The sequence below is a fragment of the Lewinella sp. LCG006 genome, from assembly GCF_040784935.1.
Taxonomy (GTDB): Bacteria; Bacteroidota; Bacteroidia; order Chitinophagales; family Saprospiraceae; genus Lewinella.
Genome location: NZ_CP160680.1, coordinates 3942492 through 3967831, shown reverse-complemented (window position 1 = coordinate 3967831; position 25340 = coordinate 3942492). Strand labels below are relative to the sequence as shown.

Here is a 25340-nt window from a genome sequence, read left to right as displayed (position 1 = left end):
CAAAAACCACAACCATGAGGAATACCCTACTCTTGCTCCTGACCCTTGTGCTGTTTGCCTGCACGCCCACGCAGCAAGTTACACAATCCACCACGGTCTCCACTACAACTACCGTCCCTCAGGAGGAGGACCTGACGCCCGCCACCAGTCCGCGCGATTTTTACAACAAAACCGAGCACTACATCACCATGCGCGATGGTATCAAGCTCTATGTTGCGGTCTACACCCCCAAGGATGCCAGCCCCGACAAGCCCTACCCCATCATGCTCCAGCGCACCTGCTACAGTGCCCAGCCCTATGGAGCGGATCAGTATCCGGAAGATTTTAGCCGTTTTCAAGACATGGCCAACGAAAAGTACATCTTCGTCTTCCAGGATGTGCGCGGCCGTTGGATGAGCGAGGGCACCTTCGACAATATGCGCCCCTACATCCCCAACAAGCGCACCACCAGCCAGATAGACGAAAGTAGCGACACTTATGACAGTATCGACTGGCTGGTAAAAAATATTCCCAACAATACGGGCAAGGTAGGCGTTTGGGGCATCTCCTACCCCGGTTTCTATTCCACCTGTTCCCTCATTGATGCGCACCCTGCCCTCAAAGCAGTGAGCCCGCAAGCCCCGATCGGGGATTTTTACTTCGACGACTTTCACCACAACGGGGCTTACACGCTCGCTTACTGGTCGGTCAACAACCTCTTCGGTATCCAAAAAACGGCACCTACCAGCGAAGCCTGGTACGAGTTTCCCTACATGGGCCCCGATCCCTACGATTTCTACCTCAAACACACCCCACTCTCCAAGCTGGATGCCATCACCGACCAGGACAACTTCTTCTGGAAAGAAATCATGGCCAATCCCGACTACAACGAATTCTGGCAAAGCCGCAACATCGTCCAGCACCTCAAAGACATCCGGCCAGCAGTAATGACCGTAGGCGGTTGGTTTGATGCCGAAGACCTCTACGGGCCACTCATGACTTATGGCAACATCGAAAAGTGGAACGACGAAACCTACAACACCATCGTTATGGGCCCCTGGAGCCACGGCGACTGGTCGCGCCGCAAGGGTCGCCAAGCTGTCAGCAATGTCTTCTTCGGTGAAAACATCAACGAAGACTACCAGGCCCAGGTCGAAGCTCGCTTCTTCCACCACTGGCTCAAAGGTCCCGCCGACGGCAAGACCGGCCTACCCGAAGCCCACATGTTCGATTGTGGTACCAAAGTATGGCGCGATTTCGCCAACTGGCCGCCGCAGCAAGCGCAGGAACGTACCCTCTTCCTCAGCGATCAGGGGAAAATTTTGGAAAAAGACCAAAAGACGGAATCAGCCGCTACCTCCTTCATCAGCGATCCGGCTCACCCGGTACCCTTTAATACCGACATCAAGCCCCTCTTTATCCCCCGCAAATACATGGCCGATGATCAGCGTCACGTTGCTCGCCGTCCGGACGTGCTCACCTTCACCACCGAGCCGCTCACCGAAGACCTCACCTTGGCCGGGCCTATCAGCGCCCAGCTATTCGTCAGTACCACCGGCACCGATGCCGACTGGATCGTGAAAGTTATCGACGTTTATCCCGACGACCACCCCGATTACGAAGAAACCCAAGACCACCTCACCATGGGTGGTTACCAGCAATTGGTCAGAGGCGAGGCTTTCCGCGGTCGCTACCGCAACGGCTTCGAAAAGGGCGTCCCCTTTGCCCCTAACGAAATCACCGAAGTTAGTTGGAAATTGCAAGATGTGATGCACACCTTCAAAAAAGGTCACCGCCTCATGGTTCAGGTTCACAGCAGCTGGTTTCCCTACATCGACATGAACCCGCAGACCTTCGTGCCCAACATCTTTGAAGCTACCGAAGAGGATTTTAAGGTTCAGGAACATAAACTGTATCACATGGGAGAATACCAGAGTAAAATCAAGGTGAGTGTCATTGAGTAGGTTTGTTTTTTAAAACTACGCAAGGGATTATAAGTACCTCTAAAAAAGATGCTTATATGTACTTATAATCCCTCACATGGTTCAAAACCTGCAAATTCGGTGGAAAGTGACCTTGGCTGGCAATGGGTTCCCGCTAGCCAGGGGGGTAAAGCTGTCGCCGTTCGCTATAACCTCCCCATCAGAATATGTCTTAAATAATTCTTTTGGCATCCCCGCCACCCCGCAAAGCGGGGGCGGCCGGGCTATCCGCTATCACCTTCGGTACCGCTACTATCCCTGGCTGTGCTCGCTCTGCTCCATAGCGTCGGGTTTGAAACCCGCCGCTATGGAGCAGAGCAGCGCAGAGTAGTATACCCCCTGTGTAATTACATGAATGTATTTATACGAATGGGCTACTCCTAACCGTCAGCGGCGGCACACTATATACAGCCTAATCCTCCCACCTGTTGTCTTCCCGATTTTCCTCAAAGAGCAGCAAATCCGGATCAATTACAATGCGATCCGGGCGTTGGGTCAGCATAAATTGGAGATCATTCTGGATGGAGGACACCTTTACCATGGTCTTGGCGAGCAAGACTTCTCCCTCGTCGGTATCTTGATAAAACCCTATTAGGATGTAGTCCTGCAAGGGCAAAGACTGGATCGCGCCAGCTTGCAGATGATCTCCGGCGGCATTGGTATAAGTTCTCTTGCCACTCTTGTTGGCGTGGTATTTCGTCACTTGGCAAGACAGTTTCACTTCGTATCCTGCGCCAGCTTTTTCTGTAATCACTACCGCTCCTAGCTGGTTCTCATACAAGGTGATGGTCTCAAAATAATCTTCCAGCAGGTACCTCAGGCTATCTGGCACCTCCTTTTTCAGGTGGGCCATCAGTTCCAGCGAGGTTGGGTAAGGCGGCGGTGCATGGCGGCGAGCAGCCTCGTAGCTGGCCAAACTACCATTAAGGGCCTCCTCGTTCCAGTATTCGCTCAGCGCGTAGAAAGCCAGGCCTCCTTTGTAGTAATTCAGGTAATCCTGCCCTTCTTTGGCCAGCATCAAGGGTACTTCATCGCCGCGTTGAGCGCGTGCTCGTAAGTAGACATCGTGCATCGTTTTCCGGAAGGCCTTTAGTCGTTTTTCGCCCAATTCCTGCTTCATCACTTGCATCGCAATGTACTCCGCCAGGGCTTCGGTCACGAGTTTTCCACCATCCACATTGGCCGGATCTACGCGATGCCCCCACCAGTAGTGTGCTACCTCATGGGCCGAAGAATAAAAAGGAATATCAAGCGGGTCTTCCTCCGTGGGGTCTACTTTACAAAGAAATAATGCCTCCGAATAAGGAATCAAGTTCCCATTCAAGGTAGCATGGGTGCCTTTCGTAATTGGAAACTCTACGAGGCGCAAACTATCATACGCCAAAGGCCCAAACCAGCGCCGGCAATAATCCAGCGACGACTGAAGCCCGTCTACTATACGCTCATAATTTTGTGTATGGGCAGGATCATAGTAAATCGCTAAACCAATCCCTTGCGCTGAAGCCGTCTTGCGGACGTAGCGCCCCGATAGCCAAGAGATATTATTGGTAATCAAACCCTCGGAGCGATAATGGGCGTAGTGACGATCACCTTCCGTCCAGGAGCGTACCAGGTTCCCCATCGAAAAAGCTTGCTGATCGGCAGAAGTGCTCACCGTCGTTTCGTAGATGATGCGTTCCATGTTGTTTCCACTAAATCCGTACCCCAACAAGGTAGTATCCGACGGTAGGAGTTCCCGTTCTTTGTGAGGTGGTAATCCGTAGCTGGCTCTTTTCTCTTTTCCACTCAGGTAGAGGTTCCGAAAGCCGAGATTAGGCAAAATATCGGCGTTGATGTAGGTGCCATTTTTGGCGACCCGACTGTTATCGTACAAGAGGGTATTGGGGTAATTTCGCACGGTAAAACGCATCGCCAAAGTATCGCCTTTGGCTAAGGGCTGCTCCAATACCCATACATCAAAACGTACTTCTTCGTCTTTACTGACCAACTTATTGGGCGGAATCAATTGGTACTCGGTGATCTCTCTAAAACTACTTGCTACCAGAATGGTATCAATCGTTTGATCGAGCTTATTGACAAAGTACAATTGCCCGCTAGCGGTAAAATCACGCGCTTTTGGGTAGATGTCCATGTTGATCTCCGCCCGTGCCAGCAATGGCTGAGGATAGTCCTGAAAACGCAGGTATCGCTGTTCGTTCAAGCCTGATATATGTTGTTGCCTGGTAGCTGTATATTGTGCCGATGTCAAAATGTTTTCTTCCAGATAAAGGTAGCCCCCCATTAAAAGGAACAAGATCACAGACCAGGCGACAGGTGTTCTTAAACCGCTGTTGAACCTTTGTTTCCATACCCACCAGCGTTCCCGCCAGGTAAAAACAATACCGCGCCGCCACCACAGCAGACTCAGCAGTAAAAAGATAATGCCCAGCACCAGCCAGTAGGTTTTGTACCCATAATACAAAGGCAAGATCGCACCATATCCCGCTAAGGCGGAGTAATTGAACCCGACGGTAACTCCGGGCACCTGATTGAACTGTACAATGCTTTCACGCAGGAAAGGCCACTGCAAATAATCACCGATGACCCGCAAACCAGCCACTGCCGTTGGCATCAGCAGCAGCAAAAAGAAGCCGAGGTACATGTTCTTCACCAAGGTCTGTACCAGCATGGCCACACAAGCCCAGATGACGAAATGAATAAATTGCAGCCCCAGCAATTCAAAAACATAATGCCACAACTCGTACCGATAATAACCTTGTAAGGTCTGCGCCAGGATTCCCGCGACCATCACTAATCCCAACAGCAGCATTTGCATCAATAAAACGGCTACTAATCTTGACAACATCAATACCCAATCGGGTTGCGGCACCGTATCTACCAATGCGCCCATACGTGTCGTCTGCCCCCGAAACTGGAGGACTCCGACGTACAGAAAGGTCAGTAAATTGATCACCAAACTGAAGATAAACATCGGCACCAAGAGCATCCTTCCCGTGGTGGGTAGTAGCTCAAAACCGTACATGGGGTTCATCTGGTGCTGCTGGAAATAGACCAACAGAAAACCCGCAAAAAGCATCACCAGAAAAGGCCAGCTAAAGACGATATAGCGAAAATCGGCCTTCGCAACCTGCCAAAGCGTGTGCAACCGCTGGGTAAGCCCAAACTGATAATTAACCACGGGCATTTGTGCCGGTGAAAAGGAAATTTCTTGCTTGCGGGGAGCTGCTTCATCGTTTTTCCCTTTCTTGTTTTGAGAAAACTGTTGAAAACTGAACCTGCGATACACATAAACGCCAACGAGGATTACGACCCCCATCCACAACAACCGATTGTGTAAAATGACTCCACTCAAAGGCAGTGCTTCCTCATTGCGTGCGGCTGTTGTCCAGAATCTTACCGAATATTTCACTGCCGTATCTCCTACAGGGTCTAGCAAGGCCGCCCAATAACCAAGGTCTTCTCCGCCCAACAAACCACCTATCAGCCCCTGAAAGACAATCACCAAAATGATGGTTACAAAACCAACGTACACGTTGCGCGTGAGGGTAACGATAGCAAAAACCAGCATGCCAAACAACAGCATATTGGGCAAAATATACACCGCATAAAGCTGCGTATAAGCCCCCAACTCAAACGGCATGAGCACCTCCTTATTGACACCCGGCATGTGGGTTCCCAACACGAAACCCAAGCCTATGGTGAGCACCACAGCTGCTGTCACGAGGTAGGCTGCCAGAAATTTTGCTGCCAAATAGCTGGGTTTGGTAATCGGGTAGGCATACAACAAAGTATACATCTCACTTTTAAAATCCCGGTACACGGCCGCTCCCATCGTCGCAGGCAACACAAACAGCATCAGCAAACTGAGGTAGTTGCTCATAAAGTTGATCCGAAAGTAAGAATTCAATATCTCGGCATCAGGGCCTCCGGTAGCTTCGGCAGCCATCCCCCACATCGTCGCCAGGGAGATCACAAACAACAAGCCACCAAAGAGGTAGACATAAGGCTGGCGGAGCCAGTGGTAAATTTCGTTGCGGAAGATGGTTGGGAACATGGATTTTTTGGTTGTTGAAGGTTGATGGTTTTTAAAAAAAGTGTAAGGGTGTAAAAGTGTAAGGGTGTAAGGGTTGGTGAGGCCTCATAAATAAGGTTGACAGGGTCCCCCCTCTTTACCCCCTAAATGTGGAAAACTTCCCGGTTATTAAATGAGGGGAGGTTTTACCTTTATCTCATCAGCGTGAAGCGGAGACTGGCTCTGCTGGGGAGCAACCAGCCAAGGAATAACGCTGTGCGACTGGAATGGTCACCAAGCTCGCCCCCTCTTTTCTTTTTGAGGGGGCGTTGCTTTTAGTGTCATTTCTGGGCGCCTTATGCCTCTAAAAACCCTCTTTGTCGGGTGGTAAGGATTTTTTTCTGGCGATCATAAAGCTGCATACGGGGAGGATTAGGATGATTAGCCCATTGCTGTTCAAACTCAACGGGACTTAACCAGCCTAGTGCCTCCTGTTTGCGTTCGTGATTGTAAAAGTACATTATTTCGTCTATTGATTGGGTAATTCGCTCAGGATGCAAGTCTGCTACCGTTGGCAGGAAATGTTGCTTGAGCAAGCCATTGCGTTGTTCAGCAAAGCCATTGTCCAGGCAATTGTCTGCCACACTGATTCGAAGCTGGCAGGCATTCATACTCTCAAGATACAAATTCGCAAAGTACTGGCTACCTCCATCCGTATGATGAATACTACCCTTAATTTGGTTCCGATCTCGAAGCTGCTCCCATTGCTTAAATGCATGGTGGGCCTCAATAGCCCGCATTCTTTGACCCAAATACCAACCTACGATGCGAGCACTGTACACATCCGTCAGCATAAACAAATAATAGACCCAATCGGCAAACTTAATGTACGTTAAATCACCCACTACCAATTGATTGATCCCGTTGATGATCAAGCCCCTGGCTAGATTGCTATACGCCCTGCTACGCGCACAGGACTGAGTCGTAACCAATCGCGTCTTATACGGTGCCAATGTCAAGTTATATTCGCTCAACAAGCGCTCAAATTTGCTTACACCTAAGCCTAGGAGCTCCTTAATGCCTAGATTGTAATACAGGGACCGTGAGCCAGCATGACGATCTTTGTTTTGCCGATAGGCCTTTACTCGCTCTGCCACTTTAAGCATCATCGCCTGCTCCTCCTTCTGGCGCAACATCCCTTGAAAATACGCTTGACGGCTAATGCCCTCCAATTCATAAAAACGCTCCATCGCTATTCCATGAAAGCATTGATCGGCACGCAACGCACTTAGTAGTGGGACTTGCATTTTTTTTCGAAATCCTCCCCTAAATCTTTTTTCGCAAAATCCAAGAGCTTCTCTAAACGAACCAACTTTATTTGCTGCTCCCCAAAGAGTACCTGCAGTTCCCGGTGCGCTTTCTCTAACTCTTTCAAACGGTCAAAATCCTTCGCACTACCTATGATCGTAAAGCCCGAATCCGATGGCGAATTGCCGTACTTCTTAACCCATTTCCTTACATTGTCCGCTCTGACTTCATAGCGACGACTTACTTGGGCTATCGTCGTCTGTCCACTCTCTATTAGTTCAGCTTGCTCTTTACGGAAAGACTCGCTAAAACGGCGACGACGGCGCTCTTCTCTTGTCATTTGTGGTTCCATTTCTCTAAATTTAGAAAAGTTTTCCACATTTTTGGTGTCAACTTATTCCATGAGACAGCATGGGAATGACCTCAAGGGGTGCGTTGGCCAAAGTCGGAAGGGAAGTCTGAGGTAAGTGATGCTACTAGCAAAATCAATCAACGCTTACACCTTTACACCTACCCAACTTTTACACCCTTACTCCTGCCCTAGCGCAGCGAAATAGACGTCTTCCAAATTCGGGGTTGCAGCAACGAAATTGGGCGTGGGCTGCTGCTTGCTCCATACACGCACGCGGAGGCTGTTGTCACGGTTGTAGGCCGAAGACAGCACCAGGTGCGTGGAAGTAGTTTGCGGTAGTAGTTCACGAGAAATATTGGTGGTCCAAACTTGGCCTTCTAATTCAGCGATGGCGGCTTCGGGGTGGGTATGCTGGAGGAGTCGCCCATTGTTCATGATGGCCATATCGGTGCAAAGATCCTTGATATCATCAACGATATGGGTGGAGAAGATGACGATATTTTCCGTACTGATTTCTCTTAGGATGTTCAAAAATCGCTGTCGTTCGGCGGGATCCAAGCCGGCGGTGGGTTCGTCTACGATGATCAATTTAGGCTTATTGAGCAAAAGCTGAGCAATACCAAATCGTTGCTTCATGCCGCCCGAGTAGCCACTGACATGTTTTTTTCTGACGGCCGTCAGGTTGGTTACGTCCAGACAGTAATCGATCAGCGTCTGGCGTTCCTTCCGGGAGCTTACACCTTTGAGGTTGGCCAAATAATCGAGCAACCGATCCGCCGACATCCGAGGGTACACCCCGAAGGCTTGTGGTAGGTAGCCCAGCTGATAACGCAGTACCATGGGTTGGGTGAGCACATTGATTCCGTCAAAAGTAACCTCACCGCTATCTGGCTGCTGCAAGGTGGCAACGGTTCGCATGAGGGTAGATTTCCCAGCACCGTTGGGGCCAAGTAAGCCAAACATCCCCGTACCGATTTCCAGGGTGAGATCATCCAAGGCACGGACGCCGTTGGGATAAGTCTTGGTGAGCTGCTCTATTCGTAGTTCCATCTTTAACGGGTTGGGTTAAGTAATGGTACAAATGTGAAGCAAGGCGCCTGCAAGGCCTACTTTTAGTGATCAAAGGCGGGTTTGGGATGATGAAGGGTGGGTCTTTCTTTCATCACGTCCATTTGGCCTTTCATCATTACTTTTAGTACCTTAAACGAGATTTGCTTTAATTCGCAAGATGAAAGGAAACCAAAATAGAATCACCGCCTTCTTCCTTCAGCAAGAGGTCTGGTTATTTATGGCCAACATCCTACTCTTCAGTTATGCCTTTATGCAGATGGGGCACCAACTAGGGTGGCGTCATTTTTTGGGGATACTGCTCGGATTGGTGCTGTTTTTCCTGCCCTTACTTTTGTGGGTGACACTCCGCCATCAGTCTGCACTCACCGTCTCCATTAAGCAGGTAGGTTGGGTCATCGCGTTTGTGGCATTGCCTGCGGTTTTCACCCTTGTGTGGCCCTGTCATCTGACCGATCTCCCTGGCATTGCGGAAAATTTGGTGTTTACCGCAAAGGTAAATCGCTTTGGTTTGTTGGTGCATTGGATCGCTTTATTGGTGCTGGAAGGACTGTTAAAATGGGGATTACGGCACAAGACGGTGCGCACTGCTAATTGGTTGTTAAGTTGGAACATCCCACGGCTGGCCATGGTCATTGTAGCTGTTTTCGCGCTTTCTATTGTGCTCGCTAATAACTATTTCCACGCCTACATCAAGGAATTCAGCACTACTCAATCCTTTCTTTACTATCTCGTTGCCGTAGTGCAAACCTTCTTCGTTTACATCAGCTACTACCCTATTTACTACGTCCACCACCACTTTCTTTTCAATGAATTATTGCGTAAAAAAGGGCTACTTTACTACTTACTGAGCTCCGTGGGTTTTCTGCTACTTTTCGTGCCGCTACAAAATCAGCTCATCAGCTTTTTTCCAGTGGTTGACCAAATCAAAGTGCATCCATTGGGCCTTGTTCCACAGGTGTTTTCCGACCTCAGTTTCACCCTCGCCATTGCTTTTTTCCTCCTTAGTTTCCCTTTCATTATCATGGTCGAATGGTACCGCCAGGTCAATGCGATCAGTACGCTGGAACAAGAAAAATCTGCCACCGAATTGCAGCTCCTCAAACAACAGATCAACCCGCATTTCTTCTTCAATACGCTCAACAACCTCTACGCGATGAGCCTGACGCAAGATGAGGCAACCCCAGCAACCATCTTGCAATTGTCGGAACTGATGCGCTACCTTATTTACAAAGGCAAAGAAGAAAAAGTCCCCTTAAAATTAGAGGTGAAGTATTTACAGGATTATCTTGACTTACAAAAGTTACGTTTGCACAAGCCCCTTGACGTAACCTTCACCACCGACTTGACCGACGAGGAATTGCTCGTTCCCCCACTGCTCTTTATTATCTTGGTAGAAAACGCCTTTAAACACGGCATAGAACCCGCTGGGGGAGACACTTTTTTGCACTTGCAATTAAGCCAGCAGGGCAAATCTGTTCATTTTAGCTGCCATAATTCTTTTGAAAAAAACAGCCCTCCTGCTGAAAATGGCGGGCTGGGGTTACCCAACCTACATCGCCGCCTGAGCGTACTTTTTCCCGACCGGCATGAATTACGTTTGCAAAACAGCGACCATGATTATCTTGCGGAACTAAGCTTTGAATTATGAAGACCTTAAAAGCCCTCATTATTGATGACGAGCCCCTGGCGCACAAAGTCATTCTCAAATATGCGGAAGATGTGCCCTTCCTCAGCATTGTTGGGCAGGTATACCAAGCTATGGACGCTTACGCGCTTTTGCAGCAACAACACATTGATTTACTCTTCCTGGATATCCAAATGCCGAAATTAAAAGGACTGGATTTTCTGCGCACCCTGGAACACAAGCCGCTGGTCATCATCACCTCTGCTTATGAAGAATACGCATTGGAAGGTTACGAACTTCAAGTCTGCGATTATCTGCTGAAGCCTTTCCGTTTTGAACGTTTTCTCAAGGCAGTACACCAGGCCCAGAGGCGCAGTCAGCCAGCAGCAATGACTTCTCCATCGGAACCCACTCCTCCCGATGCTGCGCCAGGCCAGCTGTTTTTGAAAGTAGACAAGCGCTTTCTGCAAATAAAATTCAGTGCTATCATCTGCCTGGAAAGCTATGGCAATTACGTCAAGGTATGGACGGGCGACAACTTTTTGCTCACGCCCAGAACACTCACCAGCTTTGAGGAAGAACTACCTTTGGAACAGTTTGCACGGGTCCACAAGTCATTTATCCTGCAAAAAACACACATCGACTACCTCGAAGGCAACCAGGTTTTCATGAGCAATGGCATGGCCATCCCCATCGGGAAGAGTTATCGCACGGCGGTGAAAGCCTGGACGAGTGGAGGGCATTAAATGTTCCCCGCCAGCAAGCGTGCCCAATAGGTATACAACTTATTGTCCTTACCATTGGGCAAAGCAGCTTCCAGTTTACCGAGATAGGTCTTGACATTGGCATTATAGGTGCTGCGTTCCTCCATTACCCAGTTGACTTCTTCAGCACTGGCGTTGAGGCGGCGGGCACTCAGGAAGACGACCTCCAGTATATCTCCCCAGTTGTCCATACCGGCCAATTGGGCATTGTGCAAATAGAGTTTTATGGCACTCTCTCCGTTTATTCCATCTATGGCCCGCTCAATGAGTGCCAAGCCGCGGGTAACCGATTTGGCACCGTCTTCTTTACTGGACACCGCCTCGAGATAGATGGCCTTTATCTGATCGTAGATCACTGCTTTTTCTGAAACCGTTGCCGCATTGGCCAGTGCATCGCCCAACACTTTGATCTCGCTGAGTGCGCCAAAAGATTCGTCCATATTGATGAGGCCAGGCAGTGCTTGCATCATGGCCAGGTCGCGGATATCGTTTTCTTCGCCAGCGTTATCTTGTAGTAGAGGTACTGCTTTTTCGGCTACTGCCCGAGCTTCATCGTATTCCCCTTGCCGCCAGAGCGTGAGGGCTTTGATGGCGTAAGCATTGTCGAGTGCCATCGCTTTTTTGAGCTGTCCTTCTCCTTTGAGGGACTTGTTGATGGCTCCCAAAGCCTCTTCGTAATATCCCGCAGCGGTATTGCCTTCTTCAACAGGTGCATTGCTCTTATAAAGGTCATCGAAGTAGATAAAATTAGTAGGCAGTTGGTCGGCAGCATCGACAAAACGCTCCTTCATTTCCACTGTCGCCCCTTGACTGAAGGCCGTTTGCGCCTCTTGGTACGCTTTGGTCGCTTCGCAACTACTGAAGCTCCATACAACTAAAGCAAGGAATAAGGTCGAGGTACTGACAAGTTTCATTTTGAGTGTTTTAATTTTAAAAGCGAACCATTCTCTTCCAGAATGGCTCGCTAAATTATTACTCTCCAGCGACTTTTTCTGCATTGTTCTTTTGCTCATCGGGAATAAGCACAATAAAGCCTGCCATCATCGCTACAAAAGCACTTAAAGTGAGGATGCCCCAAAGTAAATTGTCGGGATAAACACTCAAGCCTTTAGATATGGTCAGTTGCGATAATTTTAAAAGGTGTTCATACATCCAGAACTGGCATTGCTACCAGTTCTTTACTTAAAATGCAACACAAGTGGTAACAGATCTTCTTTTCCCGACGAAAATCGTGGTGTTTTCGGCAAATTGTAGTGGAGAAATGAGGACCCATTCGTATAAATACATTCATGCATTTACACAAATAGGAGGCTAGACCACTCAACGTTCCCGCCCTCCCATTCAGGAAGCACCGAGGCTAATCGTACCAATACGATCATACGATGAGCTTCAAAGTCGGAAGTCGGAAGTCAGAAATCAGAAGTAGCGGAACTCACGAAGACCAAGAGGAGAGCTCGTCACTAGGTGAACCAAATAATTCCGACTTCCCACTTCCCAACTCCGACTTAGTAAATCCCCCTAATCGTACCAATACGATCATACGATGAGCGTCAAAGTCGGAAGTCAGAAATCAGAAGTCGGAAGTAGCGGAACTCACGAAGACCAAGAGGAGAGCTCGTCACTAGGTGAACCAAATAATTCCGACTTCCCACTTCCCAACTCCGACTTAGTAAATCCCCCTAATCGTACCAATACGATTATACGATCACACCCTTCCCTTGCTGGTCTTTCTCTTAATTCAACGCCCAAATCAACGCTTTTTCTTTGGTTGCTCTGAAGATGGTGTGGTGCTTTTCTTTGGGTTCGTCGGAATACTTCCAAGTTAAACGTTCAGGTGCATTGTTTTGAAAAACAGTCTCAAGACTTCTGGTAGCGCGGAAAATATCTACTGCACTGGAACCTGCAAACCAAAGCTTAAGGTCTTTGTCAGGAAAGTCAGCTAACAATGATGCCGCGTTTTTCACCAGATATTGATTGTTCCACCAAAGGGAAGGATCCATGGCAATATAAAAATCGAAGGTTGCAGGTTGCAGAAGTAGGGTTTCCACAACGAAGAGCCCTGCCAGCGACTCCCCGATAATTCCGTTGCGGCCTTTGGTTTTGTATTTCCCGTTGATGGCTGGCATCAACTCCTCCGAAATGAAGGCCCTAAAGTCTTTAGCGCCATCCGTTAAAGGACAATATTGTTGGTCTTCTTCTACATCCGAAAAACCGGACAAATCTCTTCTTCTATCCGTATTTTCTATTCCAACCAAGATAAAGGGGGCTATCTTCTTATCTTCAATCAGTTTCGCCAAGGTATTGGCGATGTGGGGAAAATCTTCCTTGATGCCGCCATCAGGCATATACAATACGGGAAAACTGTCACTGCTTTCTTCATAAGTAGGTGGTGTCCAAACATTAATTACTCGATCTTCTTTCACATAAGTGGAAGAGATGGTTAAACTGTCGTGTTCTGGAACAGGATCATCATAGACAATTGCCTTGGTTTTACAACTAACCACAAGTATTGTGAGGATGAGGTAGAAGATTGTTTTTTTCATTTTCGTTTTTTTAGCGGCATTACACTCTCCCTTATCTGTACTTTGGGTAGGTAATTCCATCAGCAATATTACTGATTTGAGTTTTGTGTTTCGGCTTGTTTCTATTGTTATCATGTTTGATTTTTGGGGAGATACCAGGACCACTAGAAGCCATATTGATCGGGGTTAAGGAACCACCCACTTCTGGTTCTTAATACTAAGCTTATGTTATCCTATTCATATAAAAACACATATTGCTCTCCAATAGAGCATTGGATATGGCTTAACCTTCCTTGCTGATCAAAAAACAACTTTTCTTTGATCTGTTTTGGATCACGTCCCTCTCTGCTATTTTCAATAGTTATAACATTGGTTTTCGCGTAACTATACCGATCCCAATTTTCTTCAACATCAGAATCATGCCCCCCCCAATACGAAAGGATCAAATTGCCTTGATCATCATATTTAAGCGTTTCCTTAGATGAAGTTGTAATTTCATCCCCATCAAACCATGAATATACTTTGTGACATTCATTGTCATTTATCCATTCATAATCAATACTACAAGTTTTTATATCTGTCATGTCTGTAAAACATAAAAAGCTTTTTGACTCTTCTTCTCTAATCAATCTTTCCTCTTCATAATAATAATCAACACTGTTGACAATTTGGTAGTCGTAACTACACCTAAATACTGAAATCGATGAGAATAAATGTTCTTTCCTTACAAGCTTGTTATCAGCGTAAATATAGGAAATTGAATCCCTTTTGACGACACCGTCTAATTCAACAGTTTTTCTTTCTGCGATTAGTCTACGCTTAGTATCATAATAATACCTGATCTCTTTATCCTTAAGAATACCCTCATAATTGACAATTCCTCCAAAACTACTTGACATCTGTACTTCTGAATAATAAAACAACACTTTTATTATTTTTCCTTCCTCATAATACCTTTCTTCTACTGTTTCCATAGTAGAGGAGTTCTTTATAGAAACTTTATGAAAACCATTTTCTAAAAGAAAATCCCCCATCCTGTTATGAACAATTTCTGGATACAAATCCATAACAGATTGCGCTCTAGTTGTAACTATGGCGCATAAACAAATAATCAAAACAAGGGCTAAATGCTTATTCATAAAATGTATTATTCTGACTCGTTTGTATATCGTCCTGCTCCATCATTATTTTCTTTGGGTTGAAAACTTGGTATCCAAAAAACGTCAACTCTCTCCTACGCCCATATCGACCCTCTATTCTACAATTGATTTTCAACACCTTGCGCCCCAATCACTGGTTAAGAGATCCGTGAAATATGCAACTACAAAGGTCGGGATAGTCTGGTGATAATAATGAGCCTAGCCCCTTTTATTTATAGTCAGGAATTATCCCTGCATCAAACTCTTCTATGTATTCTTTTGAAAACCCACGCTTCAAAGGTATTAGCCAGATTGATGCTAATGTATTTCCATTCATATACATAAAACCATACCCATTTACACTTTCTCCGTTCAAATGGAATGAAAACATGGAGGATAACTCTTCGTCATTTGTTCCAAAAACTTCGAATTCTACCTCTTCTATATTTACGTTCAGCTTTTGCAGCATTCCCTTTAAAGTAATCTCTCGTCTAGTTTTTTCTTTTCGGTCATTTTTGATGGTTACCAACTTGCTTGTACTTAAATACTATTCCCTCCTTTCATTGATACCCCTCCCCTGCGCAAGCTGCCTGTAGGGTGCGAACCTTTGGTGAGCAGTGCCGGTGGTAGTACCACGATGCATCGTGGTGCTACCACCGGCACGGAGCAAAGCGAACCCCGGAAGGGAGCGACCCGTCAGGGATGCGCCCAAAAAGACTTACACATTCTCCAATGCCTCCGTCAGGTCTTCCAGAGCGAAGGTGAGGTTGTTGTTGATGTCTTCGGCGGCTTTGCGAATTTCGGCGAGCAGCTCGTCCACGGTCTCCTGATCGGCGGGGCCGGTAGCGAGTACGACCAGGCAGCTTTCGAGGATGGTCTGCAAAGTCTCGGCTTCTGTCAGTGTCCAAGATGCGGAGGTGCCGGTTTGCTCGTCGTAGAGTTCTATGAATATTTCGCCCAGTGCGTATTGGAGCACCATTTGTTCTTTACCACCGTCGGGGGTGACCACTTCCAGTACCAGTTGGCGGCGTTGTCCTACCGCGTCGAGGGCGGCACCTACGAGGAAACTGATGGTCTCGAAAGGCAGGTGTTGGTCGCGTTTCAGCTCGCCAATAGCGGTGTAGATGGCCTCCAGGGTGAGCTGAATGAGGCGATCGCTACCCACCCATTCCGGGCGTTCAATGACGCGCTCCAGCACCAGTTCGATGATCTCCAACAATTGCTGGTCTGTCAACTTGGGTGACCAACTGCCACGGCTCGGCGGTTGCGTGACGATCCGCAAAACCTGCTCCAGTGCTACAGCCACCAGGATGCGAGGACTATTCGGGCTGATCTTCATCAAACGCTCCAAATGACCACTGCTGTACAGCAAGATCAGGCGAATAAATTCTGGCAGCAAGTGCTTAATTTCTGTTTTAGAAGCCCGCAGTGCTCCTGCCGTATCGCTGAGAATTTTCTGGAAGACTTCTTCCTGCGCAATGAGTTCAGGATGCGCCTCCATTATACCAAGCCCAGCTTGTACCAGCTCTTCGGCCAAATCGGGCTGGAAGCCTTGGGTAAGATCTACCTCCGACTCAAACAGCAACAAATCCAGCAAGAGCAAGCTGCGCTTATCGGGGTGCTGGCTGATGATCGTTTCCAACACAAAGTCCAGCAACTCCAGGAAGCGCTCCAGGCGCTCGCTATCGGCGGTGCAGTCGGGCGGATAAATGTAGCTGACCAGCATCTGTAAGGCTCGTTCCAAAATGGCTTTTTCTTGCTCGTCGCTGCCCCATTTCAGTTTTTGTAATACTTGGGGGCTTGTCGCTGCCGTATGCATACTGAGTAGGATCAGGTTTTCCAACACGGTGGGCGATAGTCGGGCACCGTTGGGCAGCAAAGCCAGCGCGTCCATGATGGCTTGCAGCACTTCCTGCCAAATACTGGGTTGGTTTTTGCCTACAGGCACTACCCAGGTGGGATTGTCAACAATCGCATCCAGCAATTCTTCCGCAAGGCTGAGCATATCATCCCCCGTCAGTTGCGGATGCCATTTACCATCCGTATCAGTGCTCGCCAAACGGCCTAAGAATTCCCTCAGCGCAATGACAATAAGGAAACGCGGCTCCTCTGCATCAGCATCCACGATGAGGTGGGCATTCAGGGCACTCGCTTCGAGGCTCATGCGCAACAGTTCCGGCAGGATTCCTTTTTGGCGGAAGCTGCCAGCATCGAGGTCTTTGGCCAAGTCGCGGACGATGGCTTGTAGCGCCAGCTCGCTGCTCACCAGTTCGGGCTGCTGCTCCATCACCCGCAAGGCCGACTCGATCAGGTCGGTCAACAGGTCTTCATCAAAGCCACGGCTGTAATCGATGTCGTCTTCACTGAAGAGGATGAGCTGCACCAGTAAGAGGCCACGCCGGTCGGGATGGTAAGCCAGGATGACATCCAATACATATTCTACCAATTCCGCGAAGCGGGCCGTGCGTTCGCCTCCACTGATTTTCATCTCTTGGAAAACGAAGGTACTGATGAGCGACAAGGCCCTTTCCAGCACGGATCGTTTTTCGGTATCGCTGCCCCAGGGGATTTTGTCCATCACCGCTTCGCTGGTCACGGCGGCAGTGAGGGCCAGCGCAATCAAGTATTCCAACTGCTCAGGCGAAAGCTTAACGCCCGGAGGCATATTGCGCAAAGCGGCCAGGACCGCCTGTAGCACATCGCGGAAGATGACCTGCCCATCAGGGCCCCGCACTACCCATTCGGGGTGCAAGATCAACTCATTGACCAGGTTCTCGACAATCATCATGGCTTCGGCAGGGGTGAGCTGCGGTTGCCATACTTCTTCGCCTGCTTCTTTGGTAGAAAGGGCCAGCAATAGCTCCCGGATGAAGATCACCAGCAGGTATTCCGGTTCATCCGATTCGGCGTTGACAATGAGGTGGGCATTCAGGGCCGTGTTTTCCAAACTCAGGCGTACCAACTCTAGCAGGATATCCTCTTGCTTAAAGCTGGAAACATCCAAAGCCCCAGCGATACCCGCCACAATTTCGCCCAACGCAGCTTGTCGACTGATCAACTCGGGATGTGCCGCAAGGGTGGCCAAAGCCGCATCCACCAGTTGGTTGGCCAACTTGCGATTGAAACCACCCTGATAACTGACGCCAGGTTGCGAAAAGAGAATCAGGTCTATGAGTAGCAAACCACGCTTATCAGGATGGCGGCTGATAATGACGTCAAAGATATAATCCAGCAGCTCAAACAGCAGGACGTTACGATCGCCCGACGTGGTATGCTCGCGTTCAAAGACGAAAGCAAAAACGAGGCTAAGCGCTTGCTGCAATACAGCTTCTTCCTCCCCGTCATTGCTCCATTTTATTTTTTGCAGCACCAGTTCATTGGCGGCTACTACGCGCAGGTTGCGCTGCAAGAGCCACTCGAAGGTATCGACACTCAGGCGTTCTTTAGCAGGTACCCGGGCAAGCCCATCCATGGTCGCTCTGATGACGGCGGCTAACAGTGGCTTACCGTCTGCCTGGTGAATCATCCAATTGGGTTTACGCACCACCTTGTCGAGCAGCTGTTCGGTAATAAACAGTAGTTGAGATTTGCTCAGGCGGGGTCGCCACTGGCCATCACTTACGGGGCGCGACAGTTCTGCCAAGATGAGTTGTACGGCGCTGATCAGGAGGTCGTGCCCATCGTTAGCACCGGGGCCATGATCGTGGTGTGGATGGCGGAAAAACTGGAGATTTCTGCCGGTTTGCTCTAGCACTATTCGCACCAATTCAGGGAACAAATCCGGGCGGCGGTAATCATAATCTTTGAGGGCACTGCTGACGCCACTGACGATTTCCTGAAAACCATTTTTGTTATGGATCAGCTGCGGGTGTTCGGCCAGCACGCCGAAGCTGCTTTTGAGTAGGCGGTCGAGGGTCTGTGCATTCAGCCCCTCCTTGATATTGATTTTATCAGGGTCTTGCAGGATGGCATCGAGCAAGACGGTGCTGGTCGCTTTGATGAGTTCGCTGGCGCCGCTATTGGTATCGAAAAATTCGCGCGGCGATGCAAAGACATAGCTGCCCGCATTGGAGACAGTGCTGCGGAGCAAGAAACGCCCCCAATTGACGGCCTCTTCCTGGTTGTCGCTATCACTGATGTGTTCGAGGCGGCGAAACAAATCTTCCGCAATACCTTTACCCGCCGCCTTGATGAACCCTTGAACCTTGGGGTCGTTGGTGGCATCTTGCCCCAAATCACTGATGCTTTCGGCAGCAGCGATAAATAACTGAGGGACAATCTTGCGCGACTGCCTCTGGAGGGCGGCATTGTCACTTAGTTGGAGCTCGTCAAAAGCCTTGAGAAAATGCTTGAGGGTACGGCCCGTAGCCGACTGCTCGTTCAAGGCACCGGGGATACGATTGAAGTAATCAATTCCGATTTCCACCAAGGTTCCTGCCACTATCTGGAGTGGGTTGGTGTGTTTGGCGCTATCGTGGGTATATTGGCGAATGCTCAGGAGGGCGACCAGCTCATCGGCATTGATACGGTCATCGTTGAGGCCATCCTGAAAGGTAGATTTTGCTTCCTGTTCCACCAGTGGACTCAGCTGCGCGTAGGCCGCTACGTACATACCCAGCTCCTCGGGCGTGGGTACAGCTGGGCCTACCCCGTTTTTGAATCGGTCGTGGATATCCGCCAAGCGTTCCATCTTTTTCAGATAGCTCGCTCCGCCAGTGACTTCGTCTTCATTGTCGAAGAAATTTTGGGCCGTAAATGCATTGGGTGTACCACTGGATTTGGGCAGCGGCAATACAATACTTTTAGAAGTAAGGCTCTTAGCGTAAGCACGTTGGGCATTACGCCCCAATCGGATAGCGGAGTTGATGGCGAAAACAATCGCCTCGGCAGTCATAGCCATAGGAAGGGATGGGTTTTTACGGTTATTGGGTTGGTTGGCAATTTAGGGAAAAATACCGATTTCTATACGGGGCAAATGCAATACTGGGTAATCCTGTGTACAGGGGCCAATCCCGCGAAGGGTAAATTCATGAATTTGCCCAACGCAACAGCAGAATTACCTACAACCCATATTCCTCCCGCGTCAATCCAAACAGCATCACGTCCAGTAGCGCACCAGATGCTTTGCGGTATTCGTGGCGCAGATCGCCTTCCCTGCGGAAGCCTACCTTGCGCGCCAGACGCTGGCTATTGTAATTATCCACCAGGGTTTTGAGAACGAGCTTATTGAGCTGAAGCTGCTTGAAAGCAAACTGGATCATGCGCGACATCACCTCCGTCATCAGTCCTTTGCCTGCCTGGTCCTGGTGGAGAAAGTAGCTGATTTCGGCGCGCGGCGTCTGCCAATCGACGTTGCGAAAATGCAGGTAGCCAATCATGTCTGCTTCATCCACACGCCAGATGCCAAAGGTAAATTCTTCCTGTACCAACCATTTGGCCAGTGCTCTACGTACGTATTCTTCTCCTTCTTCTGGTGTGCGAACCAGCTCTACCAGCAATGGAAAATGGTCTTCAATATAACTGGAGTTCTCCTGAATCAGGTCATAAAAAGCCAGCCCATCACCTTCGCGAAGTCGGCGCGTGAGGGTTCGGGTAGTGAGAATAGCGGTGTCAATACCAAAAAGATCGGGGCGCATGGCTCGTTATTTTTTACTGGCGCTAGCTGCCAGTATTTTGTTTAAAAACACCCGGGTAATCATATAAGTTGGAGCTACCCCACTCAGTCCCAAGCTGCCACTAGCCAGCGTAGAGCCCGTTTCCAGCGGGTTATCAGAGGCGTAGTAGGCATAACGCAAAACGACATCTTCTCGCACACTGTGCCGAATTTTACTGGCTGCCTGGATGGCTTTCTGGTAGTGTGCTCCCTCCATCTCCAGACCAATGGCTTGCCAGGACGATTTGCGAAAATAACGTAAAATATCGCGGTTTTGCAGGCTCGTCCCCAAAACAGTGATCATCAGTCCTTCTAAAACACCAATACCAAGGTCGTTTTCAAAATCCTCTTTGCGAAGGTCGTTCTTAAAAGGATAATTATCTGCCGTACCTTCAAAAACGTGCGCCGAAGGCACCATGATATCTCCTTTACCTCCTTCCAAAATGCCTGCCTTACCCATGATATTGATCGACGCTACGGGGAGATCATGGCGATGGTTAGGCATTTCGTGCGGACGCAACAGCTCGTCCATCGTTTCGTAAGCTTGCTCGCCGAAGGCATAATCCATCACAAAGACTACCGGGATTTGTTCCTTTTTTTCTGGCAATTGCCAATCCAGAAAACGTGGAGGTGTTTTGATTTTTCCCAAATCAAAAAACTGTACCGAAATATTGGTTCCACTGGTATCATCCAACTGTACCATACCATGCTGCCGGGCATAATCCGTTAAGCGTTGGCGAAGCTTACCATTTTCTGGCATACTCAACAGCTCAAACAACTCTTTGGGCGGGTATTTAGCCGCTTCTTTGGGCAGTGCCGCTTCCGCGTAAAGCGAGTTCATCACGCTGTGCAGGTTAGCACTGATGATATGCAACGGGCGACCATCTAATTGGTACTCATGTAAGGCTTCCTTGATGGCATTGGCCCAGCGACTACCGTGCAGATGATGCCCAATCATATCGCGCAGCGTACTGGAAAAACTAATCTCCCTGTCCTTCTTTTGGTGTGCCTCCTGAGAAGAAAGACAGCCCAGCCAATAGGTAATATGAAAAATACTGTTGAGGTTGGGGTCTTTGTCAAAACGCTCACAGGCAGCAATCGTCTCTTGATAGGTTCTCCCCAACAAAGTACTCAGGTAAGTGTAAGCCACTTCACGGTTAAACTCCTCTCCTGCCTCCTCTCTTTTCACAATCTCTTCCAGCATATTCCACTCTCGGCGTTTCTCACCACGGTGATTTTCACTGTTCCGGCGGATTTTTTCCGATTCAATGTACATGAAGGTAAGGTGGGTAAGAATATCGTAGATATCGCTACGGCCCCGGGTCATTTCAATGTACATCTCCTCCTTATCGATCCGGTAAGCATTGCGGCGGCGAGCAGGAGGAATGATGGGTACAAAATCGGTTTGTTCGTAGCCTTCGCGCGAGATGAGTTTTATAAAGCGACATTCTTCGATGCCTTTGGGCAAACGCTGGAAGATGTAAAACATCCCATTCAACTCTACCCGCTCTGGCTCGTTGACACTGCCGTAAATTTCCGGGCGCAACTCGGTCAGTGCCTCAATCATCGCCTCCCCTGAAACCCCTAGTGGCTTATAGCTCCCTCTGATAAAAAGGTGGCGCATAGCAATATAAAGGCGCTCAATAGCAGCCCGACTAATCTGGGCACGGTTGCGGTTGGGAATGGGCAATGACATAGGCATAGCGTAATTTTGGAGCGTAAAATTACAACCTTAAGTGACGGAACAAAAATAACTGATTCCATTTTTGATTCGCTAAAATTTTCTAAGCAAGCAACTAGAAGGAGCTTGCGTGAAAATTTTCGCGAATCGTTGGAAAAAATGGAATCAGTTATTTCCGTCAAAATACTAAGGTAGATAAATAATAAAATTCCTCAACAACCTTACTTAAGCTGTACTTTTACCACTCGCGCCTGGGTACGGCCTTCCCGCCCATCCAATATAAGATGGTACACCCCTCCAGGCAAATCATTGAGATCCAACTGCGTTGTAGCCTCCCCTTTAGGCAAAGGCGCTTGTTGCACCAATACCCCACGAGCATCAAAGAGTTGATAATATTGCCACTGATCGGTGTTGTTGAAATAGAGAAAATCGCTGGTAGGATTTGGGTAAACACGCAGGGAGGAGACGGACGAAGGTGTCTCCAAGGCATTGATAATATCTACCTCCGTGCAGCTCGTGTTGTTACTAAAGTCGGTCTCCAATGGTGATGCTTCCGTGCCTACCCACGCGCAAAGCGTATTGTTGAGAAAGTTGTAGCCCGTTAGCGATCCTAAAAACAGGGAGATACTGTCACCTGGTAATAATTGCAGGTTTGAAAATGATTCGTTTAGGCCTCTAAAACCCGGGCAAATAAAAGAACTCGACCTTTTTTGAATTTTCACGTGCAAGGAGGATACCGTATCCATCCCCCCATTGTATACCGTAGCTTGAATGCTATCAAAAGTAGAAATATACCCCCCAAAAGGACTTTCCTCCCGGATAACTCCCGTAGACGAGATATGGGTAAGTTCCAAATCCCGGTTCAACAGAGGTTCGCCAGAGATGCTATACGCGAAACCTTCACGAGTATAAAAACCGTTATTACCAGCGATCTCGGTATTCCCGTAAACAACCAAATCCTGATTATCGGAGGCTACACCAAAAAGTTGTGTCCCAGGAATGTTTAGTTGGTACTCCGTACGTTCGCGCAGATCATGCGTATAAGTAAAAACGCTTTGCTCCCTTACGGCAAACATTGCATTTTCATCAAAAGAAAGGTTATATATAATACCAGCCGGGGGAACTTCTACAGTAGTATCTGCCAGGAAATTACTATTGTCAATTAAGTAGTCATACCGTGTAATCCTATTGTAAAACTGACTGTAAATAACGCTGTCGTTTAATACATGGAGTGTTTGAATATCATCGTCGGTAAGTATCTGCTCTGCAAAAACATGAAGGGAGTCGTCTGTATAAGCAGTGTATAACAAGCGGTTTTCCAACGTCAATAACAAGGTATCTGGGCGCCAATAGTAGACACCACTAAAAACAGCACCGTCAATGGGGTATTCCCTGACAGTGGTTCCTGATGCATCCTTGAAGATGAGAACAGGAGCGGAAAAACTTCCATCTCTCAATAAAAAAAGACCTTCTCCTGGCACCATCGCAATTGTTGCTGCTGAATTATCCAAGCTGATAATGAATTCTGCTTCTGGACTGTCCGTCCACAAAAGATTGCCTTCTGTATCGAAAGCATAAATGACATCAGGCCCAATCAAATCACATTCGTTTCGTCGATGGATCAAATAACATTGCTGTAATAAGGAGTCGTAAAGTAAGGCGACAGTGCTATAATCATAACTACCAGGAGGCAGCGTAACCGACCATTCGATGGTATTCTGGGGCGATATCCGTAACAAACGTGGCCTCACTCGAAAGCCATTATCAAGATCGGAGACATCAGCAACCGCCAACCAGCCACCAGTTTCCAGCGGAATAACATCAACGACGTTATTATAAAGGTACTCTCCTATCGTCAGGTTGATCTCCTGTGCTTGAATGGAAAAGGCACAGAGAAAGAGTAAAAAGTGGAATGTTTTTTTCATAATGAGCGCGTTTTGGTGTTCAAATTGAAAGATAACCAAACAAAGACATTTACAATCCACCGTCAAGCTTCCTGTTTGGCAACCAGAATGACAAACCCCAAATTCGGCCCACTACGATCGTATTGAGCTTAAAAAACAAAGTGTACTTTAACTTTTAGTCTGTCAAATTAAACCGATCTTAAAGCAATAACTCCATTTGAATATTAGAGCGCGCATAAGGGCTCGGCAACTTGTTGACCAAACGCGTAAAACCTAGTTTGTAATAGAGGTTAATGGCGGGTTGCAAGAGGGTATTGCTTTCCAAATACAGTCGACTAGCTCCCACTTCTCGCGCCTTTGCGATCACTTTTTGTCCTAACAAATACCCTACACCTTTGCCTTGCGCCAGAGGGCTTACCCCCATTTTGGCCAATTCATACGTAGCATCAGGCATTTTTAACATGGCGACGACCCCTACTGGTTCTCCTTCAAATAAGGCAACGAAGATAAAACCACCCTTATCCAGGATATACGTCTGTGGATGATCAAGCGCAGCGTAATCAGCGGCCTCCATGGTAAAATATTGCTCAATCCAGGCCACATTGATATCCCGGAAGGCTTGCTGGTAAGCCGGCTGATAAGGCACAATCTGGATAACCTCTGACAAACGAGCTTTACGCCGTTCCTCCACCCTGCGGGTGATGCTTTTGGTTTCCAAAGCGAGCTCCAAATCCTGCATCGCACCCCAGAAATTATGATCCGTTTCCGCCAGGAGGTCGGCAACGCTTTGGTAAACATCATCGTAAAAATCGGCCATTTTTCCAGCGATGGCCTCCCCCGCTTCCGAAAGTGAGAGTAGGCTTTTTCGGCCGTCTTGCTTGTCGCGCACCTTGGTGAGTAAGTCATCTTTCTCCATCTCTTTAGCTACTTGGCTCACGGAAGCATGCGACTGCCCTATCCGTTGCGCCAAATCGGTGACGTGCATCGGTCCACGTTCACTCAGCATGTAAAACACCGGAAACCACCGAGGTTCAAAATCCATTTGTTGCAAACGAAAAATCGCCGCTCCATCCAGCGTCACCATTTCACTTAAGCGCCGCAAGCGGCTCCCGATAGCCATCACACCGGCTATTTGATAAAATTCTGGTTCCATACAAAACTATTTACGTAAGTGCTTACGTAAATGTATTTGCTTTTTTCTATTCTTGCAAGACTTCCTACTCAAAAATTAATACAAGTTTAAGAAATTGGCGTTCTTAGCAAAATAATAAGCTTTAAGGGAAATAATACACAACATTTTTTCTAACTTTTAGCCCTAATCTAAAAACCTTCTTTATTCATCCCCTATA

Annotated in this window: 17 protein-coding genes; 3 read left to right on the top strand and 14 right to left on the bottom strand. The window is 48.1% G+C overall.

Going from position 1 to position 25340, the window contains the following annotated elements; genetic code table 11:
- Positions 1–14: 14 nt before the first annotated feature.
- On the top strand, positions 15–1943 hold the full coding sequence (locus AB0L18_RS14335) for a CocE/NonD family hydrolase (protein ID WP_367387988.1): 1929 nt from the start codon (positions 15–17) through the stop codon (positions 1941–1943).
- 430 nt (positions 1944–2373) lie between these two features.
- Here the strand turns inward: AB0L18_RS14335 and AB0L18_RS14330 are convergent, their stop codons facing one another.
- The 4 genes from AB0L18_RS14330 to AB0L18_RS14315 all read right to left on the bottom strand — a co-directional run bounded on the left by AB0L18_RS14330 (position 2374) and on the right by AB0L18_RS14315 (position 8683).
- On the bottom strand, positions 2374–6015 hold the full coding sequence (locus tag AB0L18_RS14330) for a hypothetical protein (RefSeq protein ID WP_367387987.1): 3642 nt from the start codon (positions 6013–6015) through the stop codon (positions 2374–2376).
- Between the two features lie 314 nt (positions 6016–6329).
- Positions 6330–7280 carry a transposase gene (locus AB0L18_RS14325; RefSeq protein ID WP_367387986.1) on the bottom strand — a complete coding sequence of 317 codons (951 nt, stop codon included), beginning with the start codon at positions 7278–7280 and terminating at the stop codon, positions 6330–6332.
- The gene (locus AB0L18_RS14320; protein WP_367387985.1) at positions 7262–7660 is read right to left on the bottom strand and encodes a transposase; all 399 of its coding nucleotides are present in this window, start codon (positions 7658–7660) and stop codon (positions 7262–7264) included. Before AB0L18_RS14320 ends, AB0L18_RS14325 begins: the two co-directional genes overlap by 19 nt.
- Positions 7661–7810: 150 nt before the next feature.
- Positions 7811–8683: an ABC transporter ATP-binding protein gene (locus AB0L18_RS14315; RefSeq protein WP_367387984.1), complete on the bottom strand. Its 873-nt coding sequence runs from the start codon at positions 8681–8683 to the stop codon at positions 7811–7813.
- Between the two features lie 178 nt (positions 8684–8861).
- Between AB0L18_RS14315 and AB0L18_RS14310 the strand changes: the two genes are divergently transcribed.
- Positions 8862–10352, top strand: a complete 1491-nt coding sequence (locus AB0L18_RS14310) for a sensor histidine kinase (RefSeq protein WP_367387983.1) — start codon at positions 8862–8864, stop codon at positions 10350–10352.
- Positions 10349–11074, top strand: coding sequence for a LytR/AlgR family response regulator transcription factor (locus tag AB0L18_RS14305; protein ID WP_367387982.1), 726 nt, complete (start codon positions 10349–10351; stop codon positions 11072–11074). Before AB0L18_RS14310 ends, AB0L18_RS14305 begins: the two co-directional genes overlap by 4 nt.
- Here the strand turns inward: AB0L18_RS14305 and AB0L18_RS14300 are convergent.
- The 10 genes from AB0L18_RS14300 to AB0L18_RS14255 form a co-directional block, all read right to left on the bottom strand.
- Complete coding sequence (locus AB0L18_RS14300; RefSeq protein ID WP_367387981.1) at positions 11071–12006, bottom strand: hypothetical protein; 936 nt, start codon at positions 12004–12006, stop codon at positions 11071–11073. The genes AB0L18_RS14305 and AB0L18_RS14300 overlap by 4 nt on opposite strands.
- 58 nt (positions 12007–12064) lie before the next feature.
- Positions 12065–12244: a hypothetical protein gene (locus AB0L18_RS14295; RefSeq protein WP_367387980.1), complete on the bottom strand. Its 180-nt coding sequence runs from the start codon at positions 12242–12244 to the stop codon at positions 12065–12067.
- 581 nt (positions 12245–12825) lie between these two features.
- A complete protein-coding gene (locus tag AB0L18_RS14290; protein ID WP_367393153.1) occupies positions 12826–13635 on the bottom strand; it encodes an alpha/beta hydrolase in 810 nt (269 codons plus the stop codon).
- A 212-nt stretch (positions 13636–13847) separates the two neighbouring features.
- The gene (locus AB0L18_RS14285) at positions 13848–14753 is read right to left on the bottom strand and encodes a hypothetical protein (RefSeq protein ID WP_367387979.1); all 906 of its coding nucleotides are present in this window, start codon (positions 14751–14753) and stop codon (positions 13848–13850) included.
- 229 nt (positions 14754–14982) lie between these two features.
- Entirely contained in the window at positions 14983–15282 is a 300-nt protein-coding gene (locus AB0L18_RS14280; protein WP_367387978.1) for a hypothetical protein, read from the bottom strand.
- Between the two features lie 189 nt (positions 15283–15471).
- Positions 15472–19653, bottom strand: a complete 4182-nt coding sequence (locus AB0L18_RS14275; RefSeq protein WP_367387977.1) for a hypothetical protein — start codon at positions 19651–19653, stop codon at positions 15472–15474.
- Positions 19654–19813: 160 nt separating this feature from the next.
- Positions 19814–20389 (bottom strand): GNAT family N-acetyltransferase, encoded by a 576-nt coding sequence (locus tag AB0L18_RS14270; protein WP_367387976.1) that lies wholly within the window; start codon positions 20387–20389, stop codon positions 19814–19816.
- Between the two features lie 6 nt (positions 20390–20395).
- On the bottom strand, positions 20396–22102 hold the full coding sequence (locus AB0L18_RS14265; RefSeq protein WP_367393152.1) for a hypothetical protein: 1707 nt from the start codon (positions 22100–22102) through the stop codon (positions 20396–20398).
- Between the two features lie 206 nt (positions 22103–22308).
- Positions 22309–24012: a T9SS type A sorting domain-containing protein gene (locus AB0L18_RS14260; RefSeq protein WP_367387975.1), complete on the bottom strand. Its 1704-nt coding sequence runs from the start codon at positions 24010–24012 to the stop codon at positions 22309–22311.
- Positions 24013–24190: 178 nt separating this feature from the next.
- Positions 24191–25144 (bottom strand): GNAT family N-acetyltransferase, encoded by a 954-nt coding sequence (locus tag AB0L18_RS14255; RefSeq protein ID WP_367387974.1) that lies wholly within the window; start codon positions 25142–25144, stop codon positions 24191–24193.
- Positions 25145–25340 lie beyond the last annotated feature (196 nt).